A 13,661-nucleotide genomic window follows, 5' to 3' on the forward strand; every position below is an offset into this window, starting at 1 on the left:
TTGTCCCGAGCTTGCTGCGTTACTCGGCCCATGTCAGGGCTTCTTCCCTTCGGGGCCAGCACAAGTGCTGGCCGAAAACGCATGACGTTTTTGTCATGCCACTCGCATTATTCAGAGTATAAATGAACTGAAAGGCGTAAAGAACAGCGCTGCAAGATACGCAATAAACCCACATAATAACAGAGCTCCCGCCAGATGCCCGATGCGATGTTTGCGCCCAATACACAGGGCGGTAAGCAGAATGCTGGCCGCCAGCATCACCCAGTAATCGCGCTGGAAAGCAGCTGGATCGATACTGCCCGGTGACAGCAGGGCCGGAATGCCTAAAACGATGACCATGTTAAAAATGTTTGAGCCAATGATATTCCCTACTGCAATATCGTCTTCGCCCTTTAGTGCGCCAGCGATGGAGGTTGCCAATTCGGGCAAACTGGTGCCAATGGCGATAATCGTCAGGCCGACTACCAGTTCACTCAGGCCAAAATAGTGTGCAATCACGGTGGCGTTGTCGATGATCATCTTTGACGCAAGCGGCAAGATAATAAAAGCTAAAACCAGCCACAGTATTGCTACAGTGTTGCTACTGTCCTGCGGTAGCTCAGCGAGCTGTTCCACCGTCAAACTATCGCTGCCTTCACGCTGCGCCAGCCGGGCGATTTTTAGCATCAACAGGATAAAACCGGTAGCGGCAAGCAGCAGCACGACACCATCCAGGCGGCTTAGCGTGTTATCCATCAATACAACACCGCACAAGACTGTGACCACCAGCATCAGTGGCAGCTCACGCCGCAGTACTTCAGAACGCGCCGACAGTGGGTGTATCAATGCAGCCACACCTAGAATCAGCAAAATATTGGTAATGTTGGAGCCTAAAACGTTTCCCACCGCCATATCCGTTTGCCCATTCAATGCGGCAGTGACTGAGACGATCAATTCCGGCAATGAAGTTCCTATGCCAACGATCGTCATGCCAATGATCAACGGAGGTACACCCAGAGAGCGGCTAATCACCGCAGCGCCATAAACTAGCCTATCTGCACCATACACCAGTAAAAACAAACCAACGACAAGCAGTACTATCGCGAGAAACATTCAGGGTCCTTTATTGGGTATACTTGTCATACTTCAAGTTGCATGGGTGCTTGCCGCCTGCATGCCACTCGAATGATTTAGAGTATATAATCCCGGTTTATAGGTTAAACGCCGTAATCGGCGATCTTGCTTACCTCTTGTTGTGCGCAGTGATGCCGCAACAACGGATATTCCCGGTGAGACCCGTGGTCTTGGTAACTCGAAATCCTGATTGGATAAAATTCAAACTTGTTTTATTTTTGCGTTATATCCTAATTTTGACCGTCTGGAACCTAAAAGTAAAACCAATGGCAGCATTGGTAACGAATTGACGGTAAGCTTCTGTAAAAATAAGACGCACCCAGCCGATTGCTTTACCATCTCAGAGTGATTTGGCAAAAACGACCTGTACAGGATCCATTAACATGCACCAGAAGGCAGATAATCTGGTCGAAGTGCGCTGCATGAGCTTCTCTCGCGGCGATCGGCTTATATTCGAAGACATCAACCTCACAGTACCTCGTGGCAAGGTGACGGCGATCATGGGGCCATCCGGTATTGGTAAGACTACCTTACTGCGCCTGATAGGTGGCCAATTGACACCTGACTGCGGTGAGATCTGGTTTGATGGTGACAATATTCCGGCGTTGTCGCGTCGTCGGCTCTATGAATCGCGCAAGAAGATGAGCATGCTGTTTCAGTCGGGAGCGTTGTTCACCGATCTGACGGTATTTGAGAATGTGGCGTTTCCATTGCGTGAGCATAGCCGCCTGCCGGAACCTATCCTGCGGAGCACCGTAATGATGAAACTGGAAGCTGTGGGCCTGCGTGGCGCGGCAGAACTTATGCCGAACGAGCTTTCCGGGGGGATGGCGCGGCGTGCGGCTCTGGCGCGTGCTATTGCACTGGATCCAGAACTGATCATGTTCGATGAGCCTTTTGTCGGACAGGACCCGATCACCATGGGCGTATTGGTTAAACTGATTGATGAACTGAACCACGCACTGGGGATCACCTGCATCGTGGTTTCGCATGATGTACCCGAAGTATTGAGTATTGCTGATTACGCCTATATTGTGGCCGACCACCATGTGATAGCCGAGGGCACTGCACCGCAATTACAGAATAATCCTGATGCGCGTGTACGTCAGTTTCTGGATGGTATTGCCGATGGGCCAGTACCTTTCCGTTACCCCGCAGGCGATTATCGGACGGAGCTTTTAGGGGAAGGGAGTAAATAACCTCATGTTTTTAAAAGCGTTAGCGTCATTTGGGCGCAGTGCTATCAATACCAGTGCTTCTTTTGGACGTGCCGGGTTAATGCTGTTCCAGGCGCTGGTCGGTCGCCCCGAACCGCGCAAGCAATGGCCGCTGTTGATTAAGCAATTGTATAGCGTTGGTGTGCAATCATTGTTGATCATCATGGTCTCCGGTGTGTTTATTGGCATGGTGCTGGGGCTGCAAGGCTATATTGTTCTCACTACCTATAGTGCAGAAGCCAGTCTGGGCATGATGGTGGCGTTATCGCTGCTGCGCGAACTGGGGCCGGTGGTTACTGCGCTGTTATTTGCTGGTCGTGCCGGTTCTGCATTGACTGCAGAGATCGGCCTGATGAAAGCTACCGAGCAGCTCTCCAGCCTGGAAATGATGGCTGTTGATCCGTTGCGGCGCATTGTGGCTCCACGCTTCTGGGCGGGGCTGATCAGCATGCCGTTGCTGACGATTATTTTTGTTGCCGTGGGTATTTGGGGCGGTTCGGTAGTAGGTGTTGACTGGAAAGGTATCGACAGCGGTTTTTTCTGGTCGGCAATGCAAGGTGCAGTTGAATGGCGAAAGGATTTACTCAACTGTCTGATCAAGAGTGTGGTATTTGCTTTTACCGTTACTTGGATAGCGATTTTCAACGGCTATGATGCGATACCGACTTCAGAAGGGATTAGCCGGGCAACGACACGTACCGTGGTACATTCGTCACTGGCCGTGCTGGGATTGGATTTTGTGCTGACTGCACTGATGTTTGGGAATTGATTCGATGCAAACGAAGAAAAGTGAAATCTGGGTTGGAGCGTTTATGCTGATTGCACTGTGTGCAGTCGTCTTCCTCTGCCTTCAGGTAGCTAATGTCAAGTCGATCGGTAATGAGCCGACTTACCGTATTTACGCCACGTTCGATAACATCGGTGGCCTGAAAGCACGTTCTCCGGTGAGGATCGGCGGTGTGGTGATTGGTAGAGTGGCTGAGATTTCACTCGATACAGAGACCTACACGCCTCGTGTAGCGCTTGATATTCAGAGCAGATATAACCATATTCCGGACACCAGTTCACTTGCCATCCGCACCTCCGGCCTGCTGGGGGAACAGTATCTGGCATTGAATGTCGGTTTTGAAGATCCTGATATGGGGACGGCTATCCTGAAAGATGGTGGTACTATTCAGGACACAAAATCAGCTATGGTTCTGGAAGATTTGATCGGCCAATTCTTGTATAAAAGTGGGGGGCAGGACAGTAAGGATAAAACGGCTGATCCCGCCTCAGCCGAGCCAGCAGCTGTTGCTCCATAACCTGCTCCAAGTCATTAATTGAGGATGCCTGCATGTTTAAACGTTTATTGATGGTGGCTCTGCTGGTGGTTGCACCACTGGCAAACGCTGTGGATCAGACGAACCCTTACAGCCTGATGCGTGATGCTTCGCAAAAAACCTTCACACGCCTGAAAAGCGAGCAGTCAAAAATCAAGGCAGATCCCAACTATCTGCGCACTATCGTACATGACGAATTGATGCCGTTTGTGCAGGTGAAGTATGCGGGTGCACTGGTGCTGGGCCGTTATTACAAAGAAGCGACTCCTGCGCAGCGTGAAGCCTATTTCACCGCCTTCCAGGCATACCTGGAGCAGGCTTACGGCCAGGCGTTGGCAATGTATCATGGCCAAACTTATGAGATTGAACCCCAACAGCCGCTGGGTAATGCTGATATTATCGCGATACGCGTAACCATCAATGACAATGACGGTCGGCCACCGGTTCGTCTGGATTTCCAATGGCGTAAAAACAGTAAGACTGGCTATTGGCAGGCTTATGACATGATCGCCGAAGGCGTCAGCATGATCACCACCAAACAGAATGAGTGGGCATCGACTCTACGCCTCAAAGGGATAGAAGGTCTGACTCAGCAACTGCAAGCTGCAGCGAAACAACCTATTACTTTGGATCAGAAAAAGTGATGGCAGAAGCTCTGAGCTGGGTATCACAAGAGCAGACGCTGGTTCTGAGTGGCGAGCTTGATCGTGAAACGTTATTGCCGCTTTGGCAGCAACGTGAGGCATTACTGGCAGATAAAAATACCATTGATGTCTCGCAACTACAGCGTGTTGACTCTTCTGGACTGGCGCTGCTGCTGCACTTACGTGAACAACGGCACCAGCAGGGTGGGGAGTTGAAAATTTCGGGTGCGACGGAACGGCTGCAAACGCTGGTCACACTCTATAATCTGCAAGCACTAATATCTTTTGAAACCGCTAGTTAGCCATATTTTCGGCTAGTTGCGAGCGGAAAGTGCGCTGAAAGCCCCTGTCGTCCAGGGGCTTTTTCTATAGTTTAAGAAAGCGCCGGATTCCACTAAGATGTTATGTTTATTAATATCAGCCTCTGACACAGAACTGGATACTATGGAAAATAGCGAAATTAAAGACGTGCTGATGAAAGCATTAGCACTGGATGAAGCTCATGTGACCGGCGATGGCAGTCACTTTCAGGTGATCGTCGTGGGTGAACTGTTCGCCACTATGAGCCGCGTCAAAAAACAGCAGGCTGTCTATGCGCCGCTGATGGAATACATTGCTGATAACCGTATTCATGCTTTATCCATTAAGGCATACACCCCAGAAGAGTGGCAGCGAGATCGCAAACTCAACGGACTTTAAGGCTGTTTGCCCGGCGGGCAGGCGGCTCGGAACAGATAACAGAGAGTAGTTAAATGGATAAATTTCGTGTGCAGGGTCGGACTCGCCTGAGCGGTGAGGTCACTATTTCCGGGGCTAAAAACGCAGCCCTACCGATCCTGTTTGCCGCGCTGTTGGCGGAAGAGCCCGTCGAGCTGCAGAATGTCCCTAAACTGAAGGACATCGATACCACTATCAAGTTGCTTAACCAGTTAGGCACGAAAATCGAACGTAATGGCTCGGTATTCGTTGATGCCAGCGAAGTCAATGAGTTCTGCGCTCCCTATGATCTGGTGAAAACCATGCGTGCCTCTATCTGGGCCTTGGGGCCATTGGTTGCGCGCTTTGGCCGCGGCCAGGTGTCACTGCCTGGTGGTTGCGCTATCGGTGCACGTCCGGTTGATCTGCATATTACTGGCCTGGAACAGTTGGGTGCTGAAATCAAACTGGAAGAGGGTTATGTAAAAGCTTCCGTCGAAGGGCGACTGAAAGGTGCTCATATCGTAATGGATAAGGTCAGCGTTGGCGCGACCGTGACGATCATGAGTGCAGCCACGTTGGCGACTGGGACCACCATTATTGAGAATGCGGCACGCGAGCCGGAAATTGTTGATACTGCCAATTTCCTCAACACGTTGGGTGCCAAAATCAGCGGCGCGGGTACGGACAGGATCACCATCGAAGGTGTTGAACGTCTGGGCGGCGGGGTTTATCGCGTTCTGCCTGATCGTATTGAAACCGGGACTTTCCTGGTCGCTGCAGCCGTGTCAGGTGGCAAAGTGCTGTGCCGCAATACTCGCCCAGATACGCTGGATGCCGTGTTGGCAAAACTGCGTGAAGCGGGTGCCGATATTGAAGTCGGCGAAGACTGGATCAGTCTGGACATGCATGGCAAGCGCCCCAAAGCGGTAAGCGTGCGTACCGCCCCACACCCAGGTTTCCCAACCGATATGCAGGCACAGTTCAGTTTGCTGAACCTGGTGGCTGAAGGGACTGGCGTGATCACTGAGACCATTTTTGAAAATCGCTTCATGCACGTGCCTGAGCTGATCCGTATGGGCGCTCATGCAGAAATCGAGAGCAATACTGTGATCTGCCACGGTGTTGAGCAGCTTTCGGGCGCACAGGTTATGGCAACCGATCTGCGGGCTTCTGCAAGCTTAGTGCTGGCGGGTTGTATTGCGGAAGGGGTAACGACCATCGATCGTATTTATCACATTGATCGTGGTTACGAGCGCATTGAAGACAAGCTGCGTGGGCTGGGTGCGAAAATAGAGCGTGTGAAAGGCGAATAGCTGAGTAATGCCTGATGTGTTAACGTTATAAAGCCCGGTTCGCCGGGCTTTTTGCTGCCCAGGGGGAAAACGGCAATTAGGGGTGTTAGCTGTTATCTTCCGGGAATTCACCCACCGTCATATTTAACGTGATGCGTTTACCGTCACGCAGCACCACTACCGGGATCTGGGTTCCTGGGCGAATTTCTGCCACTTGATCCATGGTTTCCAACACGGCTACGGCAGGTTTATTATTGACGTTGATGATAATGTCATTGATGTGGAAGCCTGCGCTGGCTGCGGGGCCATTAGGGGTGAGTTCGGTTACGATAATCCCCTGCAGGCGATCAATGCCACTATTGTTGGCACGTATCGGAATGATCTCTTTCCCCTGAATGCCAAAATAACCCCTGATCACTCGCCCATCGCGGATCAGTTTATCCATAATCTTGGTCGCCAGTTCGGTTGGGATCGCAAAACCCAGACCTTCTGGCGTTTCCCCATCGGTAACTTTGTCGTAGGTCAGGGTGTTGATCCCCATTAATTCACCTAGCGAGTTGACCAGTGCTCCCCCGGAGTTTCCACGGTTGATTGAGGCATCGGTCTGCAGGAAGGTCTGCCGCCCGTTAGTGCTCATACTGATACGACCGGTCGCGCTGATAATACCCTGCGTAACGGTTTGCCCAAGGTTATAGGGGTTGCCGATTGCCAGAACAACATCGCCGATATGTGCCGGGCGCTTGGTGTTGATCGGGATCACCGGTAAATTACCCGGATCGATTTTCAGCACGGCCAGATCGGTCAGGCTATCTGACCCTACCAGCAGTGCCTCATAACGGCGGCCATCTTGCAGAACCACGGTGATCTGCTGAGCGTCTTTGACAACGTGGCGGTTGGTAATGATATAGCCGCGATCGTTCATGATCACACCGGACCCCAAAGACAGGATGTTAGGTGCGCCACTCATATTGCGGTTATAGATATTCACCACCGCAGGGGCGGCACGGCGCACGCCGGTATTGAAGCTGGTCGGGGTTTCACTGCTGGTATTCTCTGATTTGCTGGCGAATATATTACTGGATGAACGCAACGCAGGTAATGCAACCAACATCAGGCCGGCGACAATCAAACCAATAAAAATAGAACGCAAAAACTTAGCAAACATAGAGTTCTGGAAGTTCAAAGGGAAGATGGGGGGAGGATAACATGAGTTAACCGGGCGCAGTATGTCACTGAGCCCGGTTTTAAACAAATTAACGCAGCAGCAGGTAAATGTTTTCTTCACCGCGCACGATGTTCAGTGCCATTACTGCCGGTTTGGCTTCGAGTAGCTTGCGTAACGCGGCGATGTTCTCGATGCGCTCACGGTTTACACCGATAATCACATCCCCTTTCTGTAAGCCAATTTGTGCAGCAGGGGTGCCTTTTTCGACGTTATCGATCTTCACGCCTTTATCGCCGTTTGGCAGCGCGCCATTGCTGAGTGAGGCACCTTGCAGAGATGGGGTCAGTGTTTCGGCATTGGTTGAGGCATCTTGGCTGTTATCCAACGTTACGGACACATCCATCGGTTTACCTTCACGCAATAGGCCTATTTTCAGGGTAGTGCCTGGAGCCGTAGTGCCAACCTTGGCCCGCAATTCGGCGAAGCTGTTGATCGGTTTTTCGTCGATGGATATAAGGATGTCACCCGCTTTTATACCTGCCTTGGCTGCGGCAGATTTAGGCAGTACTTCGCTGACAAAGGCACCGCGTTGTGCGTCCGACTTGAACGCCTTCGCCATGTCGGCAGTCATTTCGCTGCCTTTGATGCCCAGTAGGCCGCGCTTCACTTCACCAAATTCGATCAACTGCTTGCTCAGGCTTTGCGCCATATTGCTTGGGATAGCAAAGCCGATACCGACATTACCACCGCCTGGTGCCAGGATTGCGGTGTTAATGCCGATCAACTCACCAGCAAGGTTGACCAACGCACCACCGGAGTTACCTCGGTTGATTGAGGCATCGGTCTGGATGAAGTTTTCCAATCCTTCAAGGCTCAGGCCACTACGACCCAGTGCTGAGATAATGCCTGAGGTTGCGGTCTGTCCGAGGCCGAATGGGTTACCAACTGCAACGGCAAAATCACCGACGCGCAGCTTGTCGGAGTCTGCAATTTTTATTGCTGCCAGATTTTTAGCATTGCTGACCTGCAGTAAAGCAATGTCAGACTGTTCGTCTCGGCCGATCAGTTTGGCTTCGTACTCACGGCCATCATTGAGCTGTATGCTGATTTTATCGGCATTATTGATTACGTGGTTATTGGTGAGAATATAGCCTTTTTCTGCATCGATAATGACGCCTGAACCGAGTCCTTCAAAAGGACGTGAGCTTTCCTTCCCAGAAGGCATATTCGGGCCAAAGAAGAATTTGAATTGTTCTGGTAACTGTTGGCGTTGTACCTGGGTTCCTTCCACTTGCACACTCACCACTGCGGGGAGTACTTTTTCCAGCATAGGTGCCAGACTAGGCAGCGCCTGCCCTTCAACGGCGGCAGGTAATGCTGCAGCGGCCACCGGTACGGAGGCGAATGACAGGCCAATGCTCATTGCTAATACACTAAGAATTAAAGACTTTTTCTTCATTGATGATAACTCTCTCAATACCTGCCGGTGAAATTTTGATGATAAAGCAATTGCAATATCATAGCGAAGTGTAAGACCGTGAATTTGCGTGAAAAGTTCATTTATTCGTCAACAACAAGAATAGTTCAGAAGTCAGTAGCAGGGGATGAACGAGAACTAAAAAACCCGTGGATAGCTCCACGGGCCATTTGTTGTGGAGGCGGTTAATCGCGGCTTGGTGCACCACGCAGCAGGCCTGAAGCCCCCTCGGAATAATCGCGTGGCATTTCTACCGGAGCTTGATCGTTATCGGCTTCCGCTTCGGTCAAACGATAACGGAACGGGTTATCTTGGATCGGCAGATCTGGCAACAGGTTGTTGGAGCTTTTCGCCATATGCTGATACAACTGGCGATAGTCACGTGCCATATTATCCAGCAACTCGGCACTGCGGGCAAAGTGGCCAACCAGTTCTTGACGATACTCTTCGAGCTCTGTTTTGCTTTTATCCAGTTCGCTTTGCAAGGCTTTTTGCTGACGTAATTTACTATTACCAAAGCGCATCGCTACCGCACCAATCACGATACCGACAACCAAACCAATCAGCGCATACTCCCAGGTCATAATGACTCCTATTTTGACTTCGTTGTTCCGCAGGGATTTTTCACTTAATAATATCCACTATAACCGTTAACCTTGTCCGAGTGGAATCCTGATAAACCTTTTACCCTATGTTTACTGGGTTTTTCTCTGGCAGCATCGCCGATAAATGTGGCGAAAAGGGTACGAAGCAGCAGCGAAACGCAGCGAAAATTTGCGAAATAAATTCTTAAAGTTCTTAGGGATCTCAGAATAAATGCAGGCACAGTCACCGTTATCACGCTACCAGCAGGCGCTGGATGCAGGGGAATATCAGGCCGATGCGATTCAACGCCAGGCCGTTACTCAACTGGATCATATTTATCAGGCATTACAGCAGGCACCCACCCCAGCTATCGCAAGCGCAGGCCTACGCAGCAAACTCAGCCGTTGGTTGGGCAAGGGGGAGGAAACAACCCACCAGCGCCCGGTGCAAGGGCTATATATGTGGGGAGGCGTGGGGCGAGGGAAGACCTGGCTGATGGATCTGTTCTTCCATAGCCTGCCCGGCGATCGCAAACTGCGGCTGCACTTTCACCGCTTTATGCTGCGAGTCCATGAAGAGTTGACGGAGTTGCAAGGGCAGGAAAATCCGCTGGAAATCGTTGCCGATGGCTTTAAGGCGCAAACGGATGTGCTATGTTTCGACGAGTTTTTTGTTTCCGATATCACTGATGCCATGCTGTTGGCGACCTTGTTGCAGGCACTGTTTGCACGCGGGATAACGCTAGTAGCAACTTCCAACATTCTGCCGGACGATCTCTATCGTAACGGTCTGCAAAGAGCACGTTTCCTGCCGGCGATTGCATTAATCAAGCAGTATTGCGATGTAATGAATGTCGATGCGGGTATCGATTACCGTTTGCGGACCCTGACGCAGGCGCATTTGTATCTGACGCCGCTCAATCAACAGACGCAAGACACCATGGATCACATTTTCTTCAAACTGGCAGGGAAGGTGGAGGGCGATGCCCCTGTGCTGCAAATAAACCACCGTCCATTGCCTGCGATACGTGCTGCTGATGGGATATTGGCGGTAGATTTCCATACCTTGTGCGAAGATGCGCGCAGCCAACTGGACTACATTGCTCTGTCACGCTTGTATCACAGCGTGATGTTGTACAATGTTCGCGTTATGGGGCCATTGAAAGAGAATACTGCCCGTCGTTTCCTGGCGCTGGTGGATGAGTTCTATGAGCGCCACGTCAAACTGGTGATCAGCGCTGAAGCCTCGATGTTTGAGATTTATCAGGGAGAACAGTTGAAGTTTGAGTTTCAGCGTTGCCTTTCGCGCCTTCAGGAGATGCAGAGCGAAGAGTACCTGAAGTTGCCGCATCTGCCGTAAGCGTTTTCCGGGCCTGGTTATCAGGCCCGTCGGTAGATCTTCTCACTTATGTAAATCAGGTAATCGCGTTAAATCCGTTTTCAATTCAAAAACAGTTCGACCTTTGCCGGGGACTTCTCTATAATCCTGCGACCCCACGTTACAACAAAGTTTTTTTCCCAAAACTTTGATAGTGCCGGCAATGGCTATTCGAAGGGGTAGGTTTGCTGGACTTGATGGTCGTGTGAGCCTCAACTGTTTTCGAGCGTTGGGTGAACACCTGCGTGTAACTAATTATTGGGTAAGCTTTCAATGAAAACTTTCACAGCTAAACCAGAAACCGTAAAACGCGACTGGTACGTTGTTGATGCGGACGGTAAAACTTTAGGCCGTCTCGCTACTGAACTGGCTCGTCGTCTGCGCGGCAAGCATAAAGCGGAATACACCCCGCACGTTGATACAGGCGATTACATCATCGTTCTGAACGCTGAAAAAGTTGCTGTAACCGGCAACAAGCGTACTGACAAGATGTACTACCATCACACCGGTCACATCGGTGGTATCAAAGAAGCGACCTTTGAAGAGATGATTGCCCGCCGTCCTGAGCGTGTGATTGAAATCGCGGTTAAAGGCATGCTGCCGAAGGGCCCGCTGGGTCGTGCAATGTTCCGTAAACTGAAAGTTTACGCTGGCACTGAGCACAATCACGCGGCACAGCAACCGCAAGTTCTTGACATCTAATCGGGATTATAGGCAATGGCTGAAAATCAATACTACGGCACTGGTCGCCGCAAAAGCTCCGCCGCTCGCGTCTTTATCAAGCCGGGCAACGGTAACATCGTTATCAACCAGCGCACCCTGGAACAGTACTTCGGTCGCGAAACTGCCCGCATGGTAGTTCGTCAGCCGCTGGAACTGGTCGACATGGTTGGCAAATTTGATCTGTTTATCACCGTTAAAGGTGGTGGCATCTCTGGTCAAGCTGGTGCTATCCGTCACGGTATCACCCGTGCACTGATGGAGTACGACGAGACTCTGCGTGGTGAGCTGCGTAAAGCTGGCTTCGTCACTCGTGATGCTCGTAAAGTTGAACGTAAGAAAGTCGGCCTGCGTAAAGCACGTCGTCGTCCGCAGTTCTCCAAGCGTTAATTTCTACTGCCTCGGCAGTGCAATTTCCGCGAAAAACCCGGTGCTACACCGGGTTTTTTTATGCGTGCACCAAGTTTAAACTTGAATGAAATCTGCGGCCTGATGGATAAATCAATATGAAATCACCGCATAGCACCCACAAAACAGTCAAAATCTGGTAGACTGTCTTCCAATTTTTCGCCTGTTCGCCATGCAGTTGCTGTCAGTCTACCTCCGAGGCCGTTCCTAGACCTAAGGTTTACCTAAGAGCTGCTCGCTTGCGGTCAGGATTTTTCATGATAGCAGCCTGATGTACCCAATGAATTGCACTTTGCGGCAAGGGCGCGGTTACTGAAGTCAGTGACTGAGATTTCCGCCAGCAGCCAGTATGCTGCAGATTGAAAAGCAATGGGTGTTTGGCTATTCGCCGTATTTTCTAGACAAAACTTGGAGGTTTTCATGGCTGTCGCTGCCAACAAACGTTCGGTAATGACGCTGTTCTCTGGCCCGACCGACATCTTTAGCCATCAAGTACGTATCGTACTGGCGGAAAAAGGTGTCAGCGTTGAGATCGAGCAGGTTGAACCCGATAACCTGCCGCAGGATCTGATTGACCTGAATCCTTACCAAACGGTACCGACGCTGGTTGATCGCGAACTGACGCTGTATGAATCCCGTATCATCATGGAGTATCTTGATGAACGCTTCCCGCACCCACCGTTAATGCCGGTTTATCCGGTTGCGCGTGGTGAAAGCCGTTTGATGATGTTACGTATCGAGAAAAACTGGTACTCGCTGATGTACAAAATCGAGCAGAGCAACGGCCAGGAAGCTGAATCAGCACGCCGCCAACTGCGCGAAGAGCTGCTGGCGATCGCACCAATCTTTGGTCAGACTCCTTACTTCATGAGTGAAGAGTTTAGTCTGGTAGATTGCTACCTTGCTCCGCTACTGTGGCGTTTGCCGCAACTGGGCATTGATCTGATCGGAGCCGGTTCCAAAGAGCTGAAAGGCTACATGACCCGCGTATTCGAACGTGATGCATTCCTGGCCTCCCTGACCGAAGCCGAGCGCGAAATGCGCCTGCAGACCCGGGGCTAAGTGCCATGGATATGTCTCAGATGACCCCGCGCCGTCCTTATCTGTTGCGGGCATTCTATGACTGGCTGTTGGATAATCAGTTGACTCCGCATCTGGTGGTGGATGTTATGCGCCCAGATGTTCAGGTACCGATGGAGTTTGCCCGCGATGGCCAGATTGTATTGAATATTGCTCCGCGCGCCGTAGGTAATCTGCAACTGGGGGACGACCAAGTGAGCTTCAATGCACGCTTTGGTGGTGTACCGCGTCAGGTTTCGGTGCCGATGGCTGCAGTGCTGGCGATTTATGCGCGGGAAAACGGGGCGGGCACTATGTTCGAACCGGAAGCCGGGTATGAAGCCGGAGGGACTTTCGACGGTATAGAAACTGAAAAGAGCCCTTCAGAGACGCTGATGTCAGTAGTTGACGGTGACCGTCCTGATAACAACCAAAGTGATAACGGCCCTGGTGATGAACCGACGCCGCCACGTGGTGGCCGCCCAGCGTTGCGTGTGGTGAAATAATCTGCGTTAAGCAGTAGAAAAGGTACAGCATGCTGTGCCTTTTTTTATGCCTGACGAACGGCTTGGCAGAAGTTAGC

Annotated in this window: 16 protein-coding genes; 12 read left to right on the forward strand and 4 right to left on the reverse strand. The window is 51.1% G+C overall.

Translation table 11 applies throughout. The features are described 5' to 3' along the window. Positions 1 to 111 precede the first annotated feature (111 nt). Positions 112 to 1,092, reverse strand: coding sequence for a calcium/sodium antiporter (locus SAQUA_RS02545; protein ID WP_380677496.1), 981 nt, complete (start codon positions 1,090 to 1,092; stop codon positions 112 to 114). A gap of 404 nt (positions 1,093 to 1,496) precedes the next feature. On the opposite strand from SAQUA_RS02545, the gene mlaF reads away from it, so the two are divergent. The 7 genes from mlaF to murA all read left to right on the forward strand — a co-directional run bounded on the left by mlaF (position 1,497) and on the right by murA (position 6,308). After that, a complete protein-coding gene (mlaF, locus tag SAQUA_RS02550) occupies positions 1,497 to 2,312 on the forward strand; it encodes a phospholipid ABC transporter ATP-binding protein MlaF (RefSeq protein WP_380677498.1) in 816 nt (271 codons plus the stop codon). Between the two features lie 4 nt (positions 2,313 to 2,316). After that, entirely contained in the window at positions 2,317 to 3,099 is a 783-nt protein-coding gene (gene mlaE / locus SAQUA_RS02555) for a lipid asymmetry maintenance ABC transporter permease subunit MlaE (RefSeq protein ID WP_380677500.1), read from the forward strand. Between the two features lie 4 nt (positions 3,100 to 3,103). Then, positions 3,104 to 3,634 (forward strand): outer membrane lipid asymmetry maintenance protein MlaD, encoded by a 531-nt coding sequence (gene mlaD, locus SAQUA_RS02560; RefSeq protein WP_380677502.1) that lies wholly within the window; start codon positions 3,104 to 3,106, stop codon positions 3,632 to 3,634. Between the two features lie 32 nt (positions 3,635 to 3,666). After that, entirely contained in the window at positions 3,667 to 4,296 is a 630-nt protein-coding gene (mlaC, locus tag SAQUA_RS02565; protein ID WP_380677504.1) for a phospholipid-binding protein MlaC, read from the forward strand. Then, entirely contained in the window at positions 4,296 to 4,598 is a 303-nt protein-coding gene (mlaB, locus tag SAQUA_RS02570; RefSeq protein WP_380677506.1) for a lipid asymmetry maintenance protein MlaB, read from the forward strand. The genes mlaC and mlaB overlap by 1 nt, the downstream gene beginning before the upstream one ends. 142 nt (positions 4,599 to 4,740) lie before the next feature. Beyond that, positions 4,741 to 4,995, forward strand: a complete 255-nt coding sequence (gene ibaG / locus SAQUA_RS02575) for a BolA family iron metabolism protein IbaG (protein ID WP_380677508.1) — start codon at positions 4,741 to 4,743, stop codon at positions 4,993 to 4,995. A 53-nt stretch (positions 4,996 to 5,048) separates the two neighbouring features. After that, the gene (gene murA, locus SAQUA_RS02580; RefSeq protein WP_380677510.1) at positions 5,049 to 6,308 is read left to right on the forward strand and encodes a UDP-N-acetylglucosamine 1-carboxyvinyltransferase; all 1,260 of its coding nucleotides are present in this window, start codon (positions 5,049 to 5,051) and stop codon (positions 6,306 to 6,308) included. A gap of 85 nt (positions 6,309 to 6,393) precedes the next feature. On the opposite strand, the gene degS is transcribed toward murA, so the two are convergent. The 3 genes from degS to zapG form a co-directional block, all read right to left on the reverse strand. Further along, entirely contained in the window at positions 6,394 to 7,452 is a 1,059-nt protein-coding gene (degS, locus tag SAQUA_RS02585; protein WP_380677512.1) for an outer membrane-stress sensor serine endopeptidase DegS, read from the reverse strand. A gap of 88 nt (positions 7,453 to 7,540) precedes the next feature. Further along, complete coding sequence (gene degQ / locus SAQUA_RS02590) at positions 7,541 to 8,911, reverse strand: serine endoprotease DegQ (RefSeq protein WP_380677514.1); 1,371 nt, start codon at positions 8,909 to 8,911, stop codon at positions 7,541 to 7,543. Between the two features lie 203 nt (positions 8,912 to 9,114). After that, complete coding sequence (gene zapG / locus SAQUA_RS02595; RefSeq protein ID WP_380677516.1) at positions 9,115 to 9,513, reverse strand: Z-ring associated protein ZapG; 399 nt, start codon at positions 9,511 to 9,513, stop codon at positions 9,115 to 9,117. Positions 9,514 to 9,745: 232 nt separating this feature from the next. Between zapG and zapE the strand changes: the two genes are divergently transcribed. The 5 genes from zapE to sspB all read left to right on the forward strand — a co-directional run bounded on the left by zapE (position 9,746) and on the right by sspB (position 13,584). Then, positions 9,746 to 10,873, forward strand: a complete 1,128-nt coding sequence (zapE, locus tag SAQUA_RS02600) for a cell division protein ZapE (RefSeq protein ID WP_380677518.1) — start codon at positions 9,746 to 9,748, stop codon at positions 10,871 to 10,873. A gap of 291 nt (positions 10,874 to 11,164) precedes the next feature. Continuing rightward, the gene (gene rplM, locus SAQUA_RS02605) at positions 11,165 to 11,593 is read left to right on the forward strand and encodes a 50S ribosomal protein L13 (protein ID WP_380677520.1); all 429 of its coding nucleotides are present in this window, start codon (positions 11,165 to 11,167) and stop codon (positions 11,591 to 11,593) included. Between the two features lie 15 nt (positions 11,594 to 11,608). After that, on the forward strand, positions 11,609 to 12,001 hold the full coding sequence (gene rpsI / locus SAQUA_RS02610) for a 30S ribosomal protein S9 (RefSeq protein WP_380677522.1): 393 nt from the start codon (positions 11,609 to 11,611) through the stop codon (positions 11,999 to 12,001). Positions 12,002 to 12,439: 438 nt separating this feature from the next. Then, complete coding sequence (sspA, locus tag SAQUA_RS02615) at positions 12,440 to 13,081, forward strand: stringent starvation protein SspA (protein ID WP_380677524.1); 642 nt, start codon at positions 12,440 to 12,442, stop codon at positions 13,079 to 13,081. Between the two features lie 5 nt (positions 13,082 to 13,086). Beyond that, a complete protein-coding gene (sspB, locus tag SAQUA_RS02620; RefSeq protein ID WP_380677526.1) occupies positions 13,087 to 13,584 on the forward strand; it encodes a ClpXP protease specificity-enhancing factor in 498 nt (165 codons plus the stop codon). The last annotated feature ends 77 nt before the right edge of the window (positions 13,585 to 13,661 follow it).

Source organism: Serratia aquatilis (assembly GCF_044865145.1).
GTDB lineage: Bacteria > Pseudomonadota > Gammaproteobacteria > Enterobacterales > Enterobacteriaceae > Chania > Chania aquatilis.